Origin of the sequence: Herbidospora mongoliensis, from assembly GCF_001570545.1 — a bacterium.
Lineage (GTDB): Bacteria > Actinomycetota > Actinomycetes > Streptosporangiales > Streptosporangiaceae > Herbidospora > Herbidospora mongoliensis.
The window spans coordinates 276,158-290,843 of sequence record NZ_BBXD01000011.1; the positions used below are offsets into that span (position 1 = coordinate 276,158).

Annotated in this window: 15 protein-coding genes and 1 pseudogene; 4 read left to right on the forward strand and 12 right to left on the reverse strand. The window is 68.5% G+C overall.

What is annotated here, in order from left to right:
- Position 1: 1 nt before the first annotated feature.
- The 3 genes from AW272_RS12840 to AW272_RS12845 are packed head-to-tail and all read right to left on the reverse strand — an operon-like array spanning position 2 to position 2,861.
- Positions 2-1,126, reverse strand: a complete 1,125-nt coding sequence (locus AW272_RS12840) for an aromatic ring-hydroxylating oxygenase subunit alpha (RefSeq protein ID WP_157518518.1) — start codon at positions 1,124-1,126, stop codon at positions 2-4.
- Positions 1,123-1,263 (reverse strand): hypothetical protein, encoded by a 141-nt coding sequence (locus AW272_RS41995; protein ID WP_157518519.1) that lies wholly within the window; start codon positions 1,261-1,263, stop codon positions 1,123-1,125. Before AW272_RS41995 ends, AW272_RS12840 begins: the two co-directional genes overlap by 4 nt.
- Entirely contained in the window at positions 1,260-2,861 is a 1,602-nt protein-coding gene (locus AW272_RS12845) for a phytoene desaturase family protein (protein ID WP_083958314.1), read from the reverse strand. The genes AW272_RS41995 and AW272_RS12845 overlap by 4 nt, the downstream gene beginning before the upstream one ends.
- A gap of 330 nt (positions 2,862-3,191) precedes the next feature.
- On the opposite strand from AW272_RS12845, the gene AW272_RS12850 reads away from it, so the two are divergent.
- The 3 genes from AW272_RS12850 (at position 3,192) to AW272_RS12860 (ending at position 6,093) form a co-directional block, all read left to right on the forward strand.
- Positions 3,192-4,187: a polyamine ABC transporter substrate-binding protein gene (locus AW272_RS12850; protein WP_169807539.1), complete on the forward strand. Its 996-nt coding sequence runs from the start codon at positions 3,192-3,194 to the stop codon at positions 4,185-4,187.
- A 215-nt stretch (positions 4,188-4,402) separates the two neighbouring features.
- The gene (locus AW272_RS12855) at positions 4,403-5,272 is read left to right on the forward strand and encodes an ABC transporter permease (RefSeq protein WP_169807540.1); all 870 of its coding nucleotides are present in this window, start codon (positions 4,403-4,405) and stop codon (positions 5,270-5,272) included.
- Positions 5,269-6,093: an ABC transporter permease gene (locus AW272_RS12860; RefSeq protein ID WP_066364059.1), complete on the forward strand. Its 825-nt coding sequence runs from the start codon at positions 5,269-5,271 to the stop codon at positions 6,091-6,093. Before AW272_RS12855 ends, AW272_RS12860 begins: the two co-directional genes overlap by 4 nt.
- 33 nt (positions 6,094-6,126) lie before the next feature.
- Here AW272_RS12860 and AW272_RS12865 read toward each other — a convergent pair whose 3' ends face one another.
- The 5 genes and pseudogenes from AW272_RS12865 to AW272_RS12875 form a co-directional block, all read right to left on the reverse strand.
- A complete protein-coding gene (locus tag AW272_RS12865) occupies positions 6,127-6,633 on the reverse strand; it encodes a hypothetical protein (protein ID WP_157518520.1) in 507 nt (168 codons plus the stop codon).
- A 171-nt stretch (positions 6,634-6,804) separates the two neighbouring features.
- Positions 6,805-7,035 carry an imine reductase family protein gene (locus tag AW272_RS45995; RefSeq protein WP_369408733.1) on the reverse strand — a complete coding sequence of 77 codons (231 nt, stop codon included), beginning with the start codon at positions 7,033-7,035 and terminating at the stop codon, positions 6,805-6,807.
- Positions 7,036-7,144: 109 nt separating this feature from the next.
- Positions 7,145-7,246, reverse strand: a pseudogene (locus tag AW272_RS46000) (NAD(P)-binding domain-containing protein); the annotation flags it as partial.
- Positions 7,247-7,382: 136 nt separating this feature from the next.
- Complete coding sequence (locus AW272_RS12870) at positions 7,383-8,546, reverse strand: acyl-CoA dehydrogenase family protein (protein ID WP_066364061.1); 1,164 nt, start codon at positions 8,544-8,546, stop codon at positions 7,383-7,385.
- 93 nt (positions 8,547-8,639) lie between these two features.
- Positions 8,640-9,275 carry a TetR/AcrR family transcriptional regulator gene (locus AW272_RS12875; RefSeq protein ID WP_066364062.1) on the reverse strand — a complete coding sequence of 212 codons (636 nt, stop codon included), beginning with the start codon at positions 9,273-9,275 and terminating at the stop codon, positions 8,640-8,642.
- 80 nt (positions 9,276-9,355) lie between these two features.
- Between AW272_RS12875 and AW272_RS12880 the strand changes: the two genes are divergently transcribed.
- The gene (locus tag AW272_RS12880; protein WP_066364063.1) at positions 9,356-11,536 is read left to right on the forward strand and encodes a CoA-binding protein; all 2,181 of its coding nucleotides are present in this window, start codon (positions 9,356-9,358) and stop codon (positions 11,534-11,536) included.
- Here the strand turns inward: AW272_RS12880 and AW272_RS12885 are convergent.
- Genes AW272_RS12885 through AW272_RS12900 form a run of 4 tightly spaced genes read right to left on the reverse strand, consistent with a single transcriptional unit; the run spans position 11,505 to position 14,657 of the window.
- Entirely contained in the window at positions 11,505-11,921 is a 417-nt protein-coding gene (locus AW272_RS12885) for a ferritin-like domain-containing protein (protein ID WP_066364064.1), read from the reverse strand. The two genes, AW272_RS12880 and AW272_RS12885, sit on opposite strands and share 32 nt — an antisense overlap.
- Positions 11,891-12,622: a glycosyltransferase gene (locus tag AW272_RS12890; RefSeq protein WP_066364067.1), complete on the reverse strand. Its 732-nt coding sequence runs from the start codon at positions 12,620-12,622 to the stop codon at positions 11,891-11,893. Before AW272_RS12890 ends, AW272_RS12885 begins: the two co-directional genes overlap by 31 nt.
- Positions 12,619-13,965 (reverse strand): sensor histidine kinase, encoded by a 1,347-nt coding sequence (locus tag AW272_RS12895; RefSeq protein ID WP_066364068.1) that lies wholly within the window; start codon positions 13,963-13,965, stop codon positions 12,619-12,621. Before AW272_RS12895 ends, AW272_RS12890 begins: the two co-directional genes overlap by 4 nt.
- Entirely contained in the window at positions 13,962-14,657 is a 696-nt protein-coding gene (locus AW272_RS12900) for a response regulator transcription factor (RefSeq protein WP_245657480.1), read from the reverse strand. Before AW272_RS12900 ends, AW272_RS12895 begins: the two co-directional genes overlap by 4 nt.
- Positions 14,658-14,686 lie beyond the last annotated feature (29 nt).

Here is a 14,686-nt window from a genome sequence, read left to right on the forward strand (position 1 = left end):
CTCAGATCCTCTCGGGCAGGGCCGGCGCGCGGCCCGTGAGATAAGCGGTCGCCACGGTGGCGATCCACTGGAAGGTGACGTCCTCGTCCTCCGAGAACGGGCCCGGCAGGTAGCCGCGCGAGGACACCCCGCGCTGGACCCCTTCGCAGGCCGCCCAGTCCTGCCGGTTGGTGAGATCCCAGAAGTCGACGGCGTACCCGACGTCGGTGACGCCCTTGGGGAACAGCCACTGGCAGGTGACCCGGGTGCGGGTGGCGGTGATCGGTTCCAGGACGTGGGTCATGACGTAGTCGGGGTGGAGGCTGAGCAGCAGGTTCGGGAACAGGTGCAGATATTCGACGATCCGCAGCCGTTCGCCTTCGATGCCCGGGAGGGGCCCGACCGCCGAGGCGCCGTCCATCGACATCGTCTCCGCGCCGTCGATCAGGTCCATCCGCCCGCCGGCCCACAGGCCCGTCGGGACGTAGTTGTCCCCGCTGTCGGGTGGGGAGACGGCGCACAGTTCCGGATGGATCGCCGGGCAGTGGTAGCACTCGTGGTAGTTCTCGACGGCGAGTTTCCAGTTGGCGTCGAGCTCGTATTCGTGGGACGCGGCGACGTCGAGGTCACTGAGTGTGTACGGGCTGACGATGTCCTCCAGGCCGTGGAGGTAGTCGTGGATCGGCGGCGCCTGGCCGTCGGCGTTGACGAACACCATCCCGTGCCACTCGGTGACCGGGACCTCCGTCAGGCCGAGCTTGGGCGCCGGTTCACCGGGGATGCGGTGCAGGTCGCCCTTCAGGTTGTAGACCCAGTTGTGGTACGGACAGGCGATGAACCTGCCGGTCGCCGAGGAGCCGCACGGCAGGAGCTCGTGGGCGCGGTGGCGGCAGACGTTGTAGAAGCCTCTGAGGGTGGCGTCGTCGTCGCGTACGAGAAGAACGGAATCGTCGCCGACGGCGACGGCCTTCCTGCCCCGGTTCGGGATGTCCGCCGAGCGCCCGGCGCAGACCCAGCCCCCGGCGAAGATGACCCTGCGCTCCCAGGCGAGGACGTCACCGGCGGTGTAGGCGGCCTGCGGGAGCATCTGACCGGGGGCCTTGAGACATCTGCGGACGTCGTCGAGGTTCAACGGGGCCGGGATCATCGCTTGCACCACCCGTCGGGGGCCTTGCCCGTGCCACACCAGTCCGCCGGCCCGACGGCGTCGGCCTTGTCGGGTGGCCAGACCACAGTCGGCTGGATCAGGTCCTTGAGCAGCGCGTTTCCGATAGCCCAGATCATCGTTTGCTCCACGGCTTCGTGCGGTCCTTCAGGATTCGGCGGGTCGCCAGGTAGCCGGCGATGCCGGTCACTCCTCCGCCGCCATGGGTGGCGGAGCTGCATTGGTAGAGGCCCTTGACCGGGGTGGTGAAGTCGGCGTAGCCGGGGGCGGGCCGCAGGTGGAAGAGCTGGTCGGGGGACAGTTCACCGTGGAAGATGTTGCCGCCGAGCAGGCCGTATTCATGTTCCATCTGGTGCGGGCCGATGACCTGCCGGTGGATGACCGACGCCTTGAAGCCGGGGGCCAGCTGGTCGTAGCCGTCGATGACGCGGTCGGCGTAGGCGTCGAGTTCCTCGGTGTGCGGGGCTTCGTTCCAGGTGTGCGGGACCCACTGGGTGAACATCGACATGATGTGGGTGCCTTCGGGGCAGATCGTGCGGTCGACCGTGGAGGGGATGACCGAGTCGGAGAACGGCATCCTGGCCGCGACGCCGGACCGGGCGTCCTGGAAGGCCTGTTCGACGTACTCGATGGAGTGGCAGAGCTCGACCGAACCCGTGAGGTCGGCGTCCGGGTTGGACGGGAAGGCCGGGAGTTCGGAGAGGGCGACATTGATCTTCACGACGCCCGAGCGCGAGCGCCAGCGTTCGATGTCGCGGACGAAGTCGTCGGGCAGGTGCTTCCGGTCGATGTGCCGCAGGAAGGTCGTCTTCGGGTGGGTGGCCGCGACGACTGTTGTCGCGGCGAACTCTCGGCCGTCTTGGAGGACGACCCCGACCGCTTTGCCGCCTTTTATCAGGATTTTTTGGACGGGGGCATCGGTGAGCACGGTCGCGCCGAACGCCTCCGCCGAGCTACGGATGGCATCGCTGACCGCGCCCATGCCGCCGATCGGGTAACCCCACGACCCCATCCGGCCGTCGCCGACGTCGCCGATCGTGTGGTGCATCATCACGTAAGCGGTGCCAGGTTCGGCCGGCCCGGCCCAGGTGCCGATGACGCCGTTGATCGACATCACGCCCTTGACCTGCGGTGACTCGAACCACTCGTTGAGCAGGTCCTCGACCGACATGGTGAACAGGCGGACCGCGTCGGCGGTCCCCCGCGTGCGCAGACCCCGCAGGCCCCAGGCCAGTCGCAGTTGGTCGATCAGGTCTTTCGGCCTCATCGAGCCGACATTGGGCGGGGTGCGCATGAGGAGCGGGGACAGGACGTCGCCGATGCCCTGGAGCCAGGCCTCGTAGCGGGGCATCGCTTCGGCGTCCTTCTTGGAGAACGCGGCCAGCTGGGCGTGGTCTCTAGCCGGATCGCCCGTTTCGGTCAGGAGGGAACGGCCGTCCGGGAAGGGGACGAAGCTGGGGCCCATGGGGATGACGTCGTAGCCGTGATCCTTGAGCCGCAGGTCACGCAGGATCGTGGGGGGCATGAGGCTCATGACGTACGAGAGAGCGGTGACCTTGAAGTCAGGGCCCCAGGGAGTTTCGGTCGTGGCCGCGCCACCGGTGACCGGGCGGGCTTCGGCGACGAGGGTGGAGAGTCCGGCACGGGCGAGATAGGCCGCGGCGACGAGCCCGTTGTGCCCGCCTCCGACAATGATCGCGTCGTATGCGTGTTTCACCGGCTTGAACCCCTTCTGCATGGCGTGACGACCCGGAAAACTTGTGCCCGCACGCCTTGCGGCCCATGCGGGCCACACCAGCAGACTAACTGGTTAACCAGTCAGTCTGGCAAGAGGAGATTCGGTACCAGAAAAGGAAACAGCATGGATCGACGCAGGTTTCTGCTGGTCAGCGCCTTAGCTGCGACGGCGGCATGTGGAGGCGAACGGCCAGGTCGTTCGACGGGGTCCTCCGCAGTGCCGCTCACCAGAACAGACTCACCGGGCGCACTGCCCCTGCATGACGACATCCCACCGATAGCGGACGGCCTCTCCCCGGAGTCCGGCGGGGTGCTCAAGATCTTGAACTATCCCGAGTACGTGTCGCCTGACGTGTTGAAGGCGTTCGGGAAGACGCACGGGGTCGAGGTCGAACTGACGACCTTCAACACGATGGAAGACGCGATCTCCAAGCTCCGGACGCCCGGAGCCTCGTTCGACGTGTGGTTCCCGACGCCCGACGTGATCGGGAAGGCCGCCGTCGGGAAGCTGCTGCGGCCGCTCAACAAGACCTACCTCGGGAACCTCTCGAACGCCTGGCCTCAGCTCCAGTCGCCGTTCTATGACGACGGGTCGCGGTATTCGGTGCCCTACTGCGCCTACACCTCAGGGGTCGGCTATCGGGCCGACCGGGTTTCCGATGGGTTCGGATACGGGCTGCTCTGGGACCCCGAATACAAGGGGAAGACCTACCTGATCGACGATCATCGTGAGGGGCTGGCCCTGGCGATGCTGAAGAACGGGTCCCGGGAGATCAACACCGAGGATCCCGTGAAGATCAAGCAGGCGGGGACGTGGCTTCATGAGCTCGTACCGCTGATGAACATCAAGACCGGGATCGCGGCCTACCAGCTCGTCGCCGAAGGACAGGCCACGGTGCATCACTGCTGGTCAGGCGACATGATCAACGCGCAGTCGTATCTGCCCGAGGGTGTGGACCCGGACGTGCTCGGCTACTGGTATCCCTCCGACGACCTCGGCGTGGTCGGGACCGACTCCCTCGCCGTGCCCGCTTCGGCGTCGAAGCCGGTGCTGGCGCACATGCTGCTCAACCACCTGCTGGATCCCAAGGTGGCGCAGGAGAACTTCTCCTTCACGGGCTATCAGCCGGCCCTGTCGGCGATCACCCCCGAGAAGATGGTCACCGATGAGTTCGTGACCGAGGCCCTGAAGTCGGCGATCGTCACGCCGGAGGTCTACGCGCGGAGCCAGCAGATCTTCCAGATCTCACCCGCGGCCGAAGCGGTGTGGCTGGACACGTGGTCGCAGTTCAAGGCAGGTCAGTGAGCGGGGACGGTGGGGGTTCTTCGGAACCCCCGGGAGAATCCAGCGGACTGCGCGACGAAGGGCGGCGTTCCGGGTCGGGCATCCCCCCAGAAGGCGCGTTGGTGTCGCCTTCCTCGGATGCGATCCCCCAAAAGCGGCGAAATGCCGGGGCCCCTACTGGCTCGATCGGCGATCCAGAACCTTCCCGGCGGCGTGGCCGAGCCCGTGGTGGCGGATTGTGGGCGTTGCTCGCGGCGCCCGGCACGCTCTGGCTGGTCCTGCTGTTCGCGGTGCCCTTCTACGCCATCGCCGCAGTGGCGTTCGGGTACACCGATCCGGTCTTCAACGCGCCCGTACCGGAATGGGATCCTCGCTACTGGGACTTCACCGCGTTCTCCGAGATCCTCGCGCGGTCGGTGTCCGGTGATCTGCGGCCCGTCTTCCTGCGGACGCTGCTCTACGTCGCGCTGGCTCTGGGGCTGTGTGTGGCGATCGGGTATCCGGTGGCCTACTACGTGGCCCGGCACGCCGGTCGATATCGGGCCCTGCTGCTCGGGCTGATCCTGGCGCCGTGGTGGGTCAACTACCTGACGCGGATGCTGGCGTGGCTCAACCTGCTCCAGGACGACGGATACGTCAACGACCTGCTGCTGTTCACCCGCATCGTCGACGAGCCGGTGCGGTGGCTGTCCGGGAATCCGGCGACGGTGGTACTGGCGCTGGTCTACGGCTACATCCCGTTCTTCATCGTGCCCTTGTTCGCCACCCTCGACCGGATCGATCCCCTGCTGCTGGAGGCCGCGCGGGACCTCGGGTGTTCGGGGCGGGGAGCCTTCTGGCACGTGACGCTGCCGCTGTCGCGGCCGGGCCTGCTGACCGCATCGGCCATCACGGCGCTGCCGATGTTCGGCGACTACTACACGAACACCATCGTGTCCGGGTCGCCGACGACCACGATGATCGCCAATCAGATCGAGTTCTACCTGCTCGGCGGGACGCGCAAGGAACTGGGGGCGTCGCTTGTGCTGTTGCTGTCGGCGCTGCTCATGGCGTTGATGGTCTATTACCTGATCTCCAGCCGCCGGGCCGAGGAAGGGGTGTCGTGAGACGGCGTCCGTGGGTGCTCGCGTCGGTGACGTGGGCGTACATCGTGTGGTCGCTGGTGCCGATCCTGGTGGCGATCCAGTTCTCCTTCAATGACGGCCGGTCGCGGAGCACCTGGCAGGGCTTCTCCCTGCAGTGGTACTTCGGCTCGTCGGGCTCGGTGGCGGAGGACCCCTCCTTGCGACTGGCCTTGGTGAACAGCCTCGTGGTGGCCGGGCTGACGACGTTGATCGCCACTCCCCTCGGCGTGGCGATGGCGCTCGGCCTGTCGCGATGGCGGGGCCGGACCGGACGCGTGGTCGGCGGCCTGACGCTGCTGCCGCTGGCCACACCGGAGATCGTGATGGGCTCGGCGCTGTACCTCGTCTTCACCAACCTCTACCTGTTCGTGCCACTGGGCCAGCCCGCGCAGGTCATCGGGCACGTGACGTTCTCGGTGTCGTACGTGGTCGTGATCGTCCGCTCGCGACTGGCGTCGATCGGGACCGACTACGAGGAGGCAGCCCGTGACCTGGGCTGCGGCCGCCTGACCGCCGTCCGGCTGATCCTGCTCCCCTTGCTCGCCCCGGCCGTCTTCGCCGGCGCGATGATCGTCTTCGCTTCGTCGATGGACGACTTCGTCATCTCGGCGTTCCTGTCCCCCGACGCGTCGTCGGTGACCGTGCCCATCAAGCTCTACAGCTCTGTACGAAATGCGCCGACCCCCGCGCTGAACGCACTGGCGACGTTGCTGGTGCTGGCGTCGGTGCTGGCGTTGCTGCTCGGGTGGCTGGTGCAACGGCGGGGGCCACTCCAGAAAGCCCAGATCAGCAAGGTTCCGTAGAGGATGACGAAGCACGTATCGATCGTCGGCTCGCTATCCGGCGGTGCTCGACTTTCCGAGCAGCCGGACCGGGGACGACCATTGTGCGAGGTTGGCCCGAATCGCCTCTTCGGAGTCGAGGCCGTGGTCGGCGACCTTCGTCAGGTCCTCGACGTCGACGGCGAGGTAGTCGAAACGGCTCGCCGTGATCGTCAGCCGGGCCTTGGGGAAGCAGAACACGTCCGCGTCGACGAAAGCGCCGCCCACATGGACGTCGAAGCCCATCACAGTCCACGCCGTCCTGCCGGTCGACTGCGGTTCGGCCACCCAGGAGCATTCCGTCACCCCTGCCGCGATCAGCACGCCCGTGTTGCCGGGGCCGAAGTCGATGGCATGGCGGAGATCGAACAGGAGCCCGACTCGTGCCGAGACGGCCTCGATGCGGACATCCAGCAGGTGCGCCTCCCTGAGCGCGTCCGGCTCGTGGAACGGGTAGGTGCCGAGGTCGGGCACGCCGTCAGTCGATGCGATCCCCGACAGCAGGTCTTCGGTGCGACTCATCATTGCCACCATCCGGCCACGGAAGCCACCGCCCTGATCGCCGATGCGGATGCCGTTCACCGCATGCCGAGGTTCTGGAAGCGCGGCGAGCCCGTGGGCTCATCGCGCGTGCCGTATCAAACCACAGCCAGCGCTGACACTCACCCATGTTTCTCCTGATACCGGGACGAGCTACCCCACACGCTTCTCGACATACTCCGTCAGCAACGAGAATCCCTCGTCTCCCCGCCCGTCGGCCACCGCCCGATCGGTGTAGTCGCGGGCCGCCCGCAGCGCGCCCGTCTCCAGCCCGGCACGCTCCGAGGCTGCGATCACATGGGAGATCGCCGCGCGTGTCGACCGGATCGACGACGCCGTGCCCGGGTGCTCGCCCGCGTCGAGGTTCGCGCCGCACTCGTCGATGGTCGAGGATCGCCGACACCGCGTCGTAGTCGATCACGGAGACCACGGTGAGCTCCCCGACCGCCCCGGCCACCGTCGAGGCCTCCACCGCGCCCTCCGGGGCCTTGCCCGGAGTCCGGTTCCACACCGTCGTGGGATGACCTGCGGTGACGAATGCCCGGCTGAGCGCCTGCCCCATCGGGCCTAGTCCGAGAATCGTGACTGGAGTCATGCCAGGACCTTACAAACGCCCACCGACAGAATCCGGCCAGGAGCTCTGTGCCGCTTCGGCCGCGCCGTGGATGGTCTCGGGGTGGGCGGCAGCCGTAACAAAAAGTTTTTCCGCGACGGCGGCGGAGCACCTGGGTTCAGGCGATGACCTGCCTGACTCCTCGCCGTTCCATCGAGCGGGCGATGATCAGGCGCTGGATCTCGCTGGTGCCCTCCCAGATCCGGTCCACCCGCAGCTCCCGGAGGAACCGTTCGGCCACGTTGGTCCGCATATAACCGCGCCCGCCGAACGTCTGCACCGCACGGTCCGCGCACCGCCACGCCGCCTCCGACGCGAACAGCTTCGCGAGCGACGCCTTCGCGTGGACGACCTTCCGATCCGCCCCCGCGTCGACCAGCGCCGCCACCTCGTAGACCATCAACCGCGCCGCCGCCGCGTCAGCCGCGGAGTCGGCCAGCGGGAACGCCACGCCCTGGTGGTCGATGAGCCGCGCACCGCCCTGCTCTCGCTCACACGCCCACGAGACGGCCTCCTCCAGCAATCGCCCCATCGCTCCGACGCAGTGGGCGGCGATCCCCAGCCGTTCCTCCACGAACCAGTTCTGCTGCAGCGCATCGGCCTGCCCCAGGCCGCCGAGCACGGCGTCGTCTCCGACGAGGACCCCGTTCAGGTGCAGGGTCGGATGCCCGTGCGGGAACGAGTGCGTGAAGGGCGGATCGTCCAGGTATTCGACCCCGTCTGCCTCGGCGTCGACGAGGAACAACGTCGGCCCAAAACCTTCGGCCAGGGCCACCACGATGTGGACCGCCGCCACGTCGCCGCTGGTCACGAACCACTTCTCGCCGTCGAGGCGCCAGCGGTCGCCCACCCGTTCGGCGGAGGTCGCGATCCCGGAGGGGTCGGATCCCGCGTGCTCCTCGGTCACGGCATACGACACCCATCCCTCTCCCAGCAGGGCAGGTCGCAGATACCGGTCGATTTGCTCGCGACTGCCGGCGGAGAGGACGTTGTAGGCGTCTGGGACCCACCACCACAGACCATTGGTGTTCCGCCCGAACTGCTCCTGCACCACGACGTAGTCGGTGGCCGACCACCCCTGCCCGCCGTGCTCGATGGAGTGCCTGCCGCCATTGAGCCGGGCGGCGAGAGCGGCCTTCATGATCTCGGTGACGTCCGAGGAGGGCAGTCGCCCGAAGGCCCGCTCGGCGGACTCCTCGCGTGGAATCAGTATGTCGTCGACGAAGGCCCTGGCCCGGTCACGCAACTCGATCTGTTCGTCCGACAGCCGTATCAGCGACATGCCGCTCTCCCCAACGATCCCTGACTGGTGACCCAGTCAAATAGGGGAGCGATCATCCTGTCAAGCCACCGGCACCGACGCGATCACCAGAGCTCAGGCGGGGAAGGTCGACCGTTCCACGCCGACCTCGCGGGCCGCGGCGATCCGCGCGTGCTCCAGCAGCCGCCTCCGCGACATCGCCCCGGAGTGCAGCGTGTAGCGGACCACGAGCCCGTCGAGCATCCCGTCGAGCCGTTCCGCCGCCCCCTGCGGGTCGTCGCAGGTGAACTCGCCGGCCTTCATGCCCTCTGAGATCACCTCGGTCAGGATCTCGATCCAGCCGCCCTCGAGCTCGAGCAGGATCTCCCGGACGTGCGGCTCGCGCACCCCGAGCGCCCACGCGTCGAGCCAGAGAATCCAGCTCTGGTCGGAACGCGAGTTCGGGATGTAGAAGCGCAGCACCCGGTCGAGGCGCTGAATGGCCGTGCCGGGACCGGCGATGATCTCCCGCAGCCGCCTGACCTCGCTCTCCGAGGTCGCCCGCAGCATGGCGGTGATCAGGTCGTCTTTGGTGGCGAAGTGGTAATGGATCAACCCGCCACTGACGTTGGTCGCTTTCGCGATGTCGGAGACCCGGGTGCTGGCGAGTCCTCGCTCGAGCACCACACGCCGGGCGGCGTCCAGCAGTTCGGCCCGGCGCTGATCTGCCTGATCGGCCCGGCTGCTCCGGGCGCCCTCCGCGCTGCGCACCCGGCAACTCTACCCCAGCACCGCCTCGCGTCGACGACACACCTTGACTGCTGACTGGTCGACCAACCAGTGTGGAGAGGGTGAGACCCGCGCGCCTGCTCGCTCCCCGCTCGGTCGCCGTCGTCGGCGCTTCGACGCGTCCCGGCTCCTACGGGAACCAGGCGGTCGCCAACCTGGTCGCCGCCGGTTTCCCTGGTCCTGTGTACGGGGTGCACCCGACCGCCCGCGAGGTCCACGGCGTGCCGTGTGTGCCTGCGATCGGCGACCTGCCCATCGCTCCCGACGCGCTCGTCATCGCCACTCCGGCGGCCACCGTGCCGGACCTTCTCCGCCAGGCGGGGGAACGAGGGTGTGGCGGTGCGGTCGTACTCGCGGCCGGTTTCGCCGAGATCCCCGAGGGCCGGACGCTCCAGGACGAGCTTCGCCAGACCGCGCTGACCCACGACCTTCCGGTCTGCGGCCCCAACGGCAACGGCATCGTCTCCGTCGTCGGCAGGGCGCCCCTGTGGGGCGACGCCTACCTGCCCAGACGGGCCGGCCCGGTGGCGCTGATCTCCCAGAGCGGCAACGTCGCGGTCAACGCCCTGCTCAGCAGGCGCGCGCTGCGACTGCACACCGTCGTCTCCTGCGGCAACCAGGCCGTCCTCACCGCCTCGGACTATCTCACCGCCCTGGCCGAACTCGACGGCGTCACCTCGGTCGCGCTCTACCTGGAAACCGAAGACGCGGGTCTGCCGGAGGCCTTGGCGCTGTCTGCGGAACGCGGCATCCGGGTGGCTGTGCTGAAAGCGGGCTCCAGCGAACTGGGCGCCGCCGCCGCCGCGGCGCACACCGGCGCCGTCGCGGGCGACCACCGCGTCCTCAGGGCGCTGATCGAGGAGGCGGGAGGCGCCTGGGCGCGCAACCCCCACGAACTCCTCGAACTGGCCAAAGCGCTGGGCGGCATCGGCCGGCAGAGCCCTGACGCGATCCGCATCGAGCCGGGCCAGGCGTGGGGCAGCCGTCGTCCATCAGGTCAGGGCACGTCATTCGGGAAAGCCGACCAGCCGGGAGTTCTGGTCGTCACCTGTTCCGGGGGCGATGCCGCCATCGCCGCCGACGAGGCCGCTCGGCTGAAGGTGCGGCTTCCGGCGCTCAGCGCCGTCACCGGTGAAGGACTGAAAGGCCTTCTCCCCGATACGGCCACTGCGGCCAATCCCCTCGACTACACCGCCGTCATCTTCGGTGAGACGCGGAGAACCGCCGACATCATCACCACGGCCGCGAGCGACCCGTCGATCGGCGTGGTCCTCGCCTACTACGACCGCCCCGCCGAGATGGATGCCGACCAGGCAGAAGCATGGGACGCCGCCCTCGACGGCATCACCCTCGCGGCCGGCAACCTCGCCGTCCCCGTCGTGGTGGCCGCGACGCTCCCCGAGCTCATGCCGGAGGCCACCGCCGAACACCTCACCGACCTGGGCGTGATCCCCGTGGCCGGCCTGACCGAGGGCCTGGTCTGCGCGAACGCCATGACCGCCCACCTCGACCTGCGCCGCATCAGCGAGATCGCCATCTGTTCCCGTCAATCCCAGGAAAACCGCACCTCACTCAGATCAGGCCAAAGCGGCCGAGCCTCGTTGAGGTCGGACCCAACGGGCCAAAGTGGGGGCTCACTCGGATCAGGCTTCTGGCTCAGAGAAGTAGAGGGCAAGGCCTACCTCAAGGCCCACGGCATCGCCGTTCCCCGTGGCGCTGTCGCCGCCGACCTCCCCCAGGCCGAGGCGCTCCTCGACGAGCTCGGCACCGTCGTGGTCAAGGTCGACGGGTCCGACATCCGTCACAAAGCCGCTCAAGGCGGCGTCATCCTCGGCGTCTCCACCCACAAGGACCTCGAACGGGCGCTCAGGCAGATCCCGCCGCCCGTCCTCGTCGAGGAGATGGTCCCCCTTGGCGTCGAGGTGATGATCTCGGTCAGGTACGACGCCGTCACCCCGGTCGTCGTCATCGCGCTGGGCGGCGCCTGGGTCGAGGTGTTCGACGACGCGGCCGTCATCCCGCTCCCCATCACTGCGGATCGCGTGGCGAAACACGTACAGAGAATGAGAGCCGCCAGGATCGTTCCGGACATCGCGACACTCGCCCGGACCGCCGTCGCCGTAGCCGAGATGACCCGTCAGGAAGGGTTCGTGTTCGCCGAGGTCAACCCCGTCATCCTGCGCGGGCGGACCGCGACGGCGGTCGACGCGGTCATGTGCCGAGCGCGCCCTGCAGGTCCATGACATGGTCCTGCGTCTGCTGCAGCAGGGGACGCAGGGCTTCGGCCACATCGGGGAGCCCGAGTTCGATCGCCTGCTCGACCCGCTCCCGATACCGGATGAGCTGGTTCTCCTCCAACTCCAGGTCGAGCCGGAGAGCTGCGGCGCCGTCGGGGGTGTCGGGGATCGGCGGGACTTTGACCGAGGGCACCCCGCCGAGGAAGTCGATCTGCTGGGCCAGGGCCGAGGCGTGCTCGAGCTCCTGCGTCATGTGCGCCCGCATCTCTTCGACGATGGGCTGGTACTCGGCGCCCTTGATGGTCGCCGCGTGCTGGGTGTACTGGACGATCGAGCGGTATTCGCTCTCAAGGTCCTCGTTCAGGAGCGCGATGAATGCCTGTTTGTCCATGCGCCTCCGGCTACCCCTCGTTCGCGCTCCGACACCACCCGGGCCAGGCCTCTTAGCTGGGCGATCGAGGTCCGCACGATGTCCACGCTGCTGTCGGGATCGTCCACCCATCGCACGGGCACCTCGTGGATGCGCAGGCCGCGCCACTGCGCCTTGAGCAGGAGCTCGGTGTCGAAGAACCAGGCGTCGTCGGTCACGTGCGGAAGTAATTCGCGCGCCACCGAAGCGCGCAGCGCCTTGAAGCCGCACTGCGCGTCGGTGAACTCCGCGCCGGCCGAGCGCAGCAGCCGGTTGTAGGTGCGGGAGATCAGGTCGCGCCGCCGGCCGCGGATGACCGAGGAGCCGGGCGCGAGGCGCGTTCCGACCGCGATGTCAGCTTCCCCCGACAGCAACAGCGTGACGAGCGGCACGAAGGCGTCCAGGTCGGTGGACAGATCGATGTCCATGTACGCGACCACGTCGGCCTCGCTCCACGACCAGGCCTCACGCAGGGCCCGACCGCGTCCTTTGGCCTCCAGCCGGATTGTCCGAACATTGTCCAAGGATCTGGCGACCGACCAGGTCGCGTCCGTGGAGCCGTTGTCGGCCACGGTCACCTGAACAGGAAAGGGACATTCCCGCTTGAGATGGTCGAGCAGTGTCGAGACGCTCGACGCCAGCACCCGTTCCTCGTTGTAGACGGGCAGCACGATCTCGATCACGCGGCGGATCCGGGGAGTACCACCGTCACCGTCGTCCCGCCGTCCGGGCCGCTCGCCAGCGACACCCGCCCGTCGGCCGCCCGCACCCCCTGCGCCACGATCGCCAGGCCCAGACCCGATCCGGGCAGGCTGCGCGCGGCGGGTGAGCGCCAGAAGCGCTCGAAGACATGGGGCAGTTCCTCGTCGGCGATGCCTGGGCCCTCGTCACGGACGGTCAGCTCGCCGTCCCGCAAGCGAACGGTCACCGTGCCCCCTTCTGGGCTGAACTTGACCGCATTGTCCAGAATGTTAACCGCCGCGCGCTGCAGCCCGCGCACGTCCCCGCACACCCGCCACGGGGACAACTCCACGTCGAACACCAGCCCGGGGCCGCGCCGCCGGGCGCGGTCGACGGCGGCGGACACCACGTCCTGGAACTCCACCTCGGTGGAAGCGCCGGCGGTCTCCGCGTTCCGGGAGAGTTCCAGCAGATCGGCGATGAGGGACGACATCTCCTCGAACTGTTCCTTCACGCTGACCAGGAGCCGGCGTTTCGCCTCCGCCTCCAGCGGACGGCCGGTGTTCTCGCTGCGGAGCAGCAGGTCGATGTTGGTACGCAGCGAGGTCAGCGGGGTGCGCAGCTCGTGGCCGGCGTCGGAGACGAGCTGGCGTTGGCGGTCCCTCGATGCGGCCAGCGCCGAGGTCATCGTGTTGAAGGCGGCGCCCAGGCGGGCGATCTCGTCTTTGCCGTCGACGGGGATGCGGATCTCGAGGTCCTCGGTTCTGGCCACGTGTTCGACCGTGCCCGTCAGGGAGGCCACCGGGCGCAGGGCCGTACGAGCCAGCGATCGGCCGGTCAGCGCGGCCCCGAGCACCCCGGCGGCGCAGACCCCGGCGAGCACCAGGCCGAGCACGCGCAGCGAGGTGTCCATCTCGCGGGTCGATCGGAACACCGTCAGCGCGGTCCCGGGCTCGAACGCCCTGGTCTGCGCGATGACGGGCGTCTGGTAGTGGCCACGCAGGATGCCGTCACGCACCACCGGAGGGCCGGCCGAGGAGCACAGCGCCCGCTCCTCAGGAAGCGGGTCGAGCGCCGACGATCCGCCCTGGCAGATCGACCCGTCGGAACGGACGAGCTGCCAGCCGCGCCCGGACGGGTCCCACGGCTGGTCACGGTCCTCCTGGCCGCAGCGGGCGAGCGCCTGGGCGACCTGGTCGTCGCGCACCGGGAACTGCTCCAGCGATTCGATGAGCTGGTCGCGCATCTGGTCACGGACGATCAGCCAGCTCGCCCCGGCGCAGACGGCGATGGCGACGGCCACCGCCACCGCGATCACGATCGTCACGCGCCGCCGCAGGCTCACGCCGCCGCCTTCAGCACGTAGCCGACTCCGCGGACCGTGTGGATCAGGCGGGGTTCCGCGTCGGCCTCGGTCTTGCGGCGCAGGTACATGACATAGACGTCCAGGGAGTTGGACGACGGTTCGAAGTCGAACCCCCAGACCGCGCTGAGGATCTGCTCCCGGCTGAGCACCTGCCGGGGATGCGCCAGGAACAGCTCCAGCAGCAGGAATTCGGTCCGGGTCAAATCAAGGGGCCGCCTGCCGCGCCGGACCTCCCGGGTCGCCGGGTTCATCCGCAGTCCCTCGAAGGCCAGTTCGTCGGAGACGGGCGCCACCAGCGCGCTGCGCCGCAGCAGGGCCCGCACCCGGGCCAGCAGTTCGTCGAGTTCGAAGGGTTTGACCAGGTAGTCGTCGGCGCCGGCGTCCAGGCCGGAGACCCGGTCGCCGACGGCGTCGCGGGCGGTCAGCATCAGGATCGGCACGTGGTCGCCGGCCGCGCGCAGCCGACGGCACGTGGTCAGGCCGTCGAGGCGCGGCATCATGACGTCGAGCAGCACGGCGTCGTAGGACTCACGCTGGAGTTCGGCCAGCGCCGCCAGCCCGTCGGAGGCCAGGCCGACCCGGTATCCCTCGAATTCCAGGCTGCGCCGCAGCGCGTCGCGCAGGGCGGGTTCGTCGTCCACTACCAGGAGCCGGGGTGTTTCGTCCGTCACGTTCATACCGTAACGACCGCCTCTGAGAA

Coding starts and splice junctions, on each gene's coding strand:
- AW272_RS12840 (WP_157518518.1), bottom strand. CDS start 1,126: ATGATCCCGGCCCCGTTGAACCTCGACGACGTCCGCAGATGTCTCAAG.
- AW272_RS41995 (WP_157518519.1), bottom strand. CDS start 1,263: ATGATCTGGGCTATCGGAAACGCGCTGCTCAAGGACCTGATCCAGCCG.
- AW272_RS12865 (WP_157518520.1), bottom strand. CDS start 6,633: ATGAGTCGCACCGAAGACCTGCTGTCGGGGATCGCATCGACTGACGGC.
- AW272_RS12870 (WP_066364061.1), bottom strand. CDS start 8,546: ATGTCGCTGATACGGCTGTCGGACGAACAGATCGAGTTGCGTGACCGG.
- AW272_RS12885 (WP_066364064.1), bottom strand. CDS start 11,921: ATGGACAAACAGGCATTCATCGCGCTCCTGAACGAGGACCTTGAGAGC.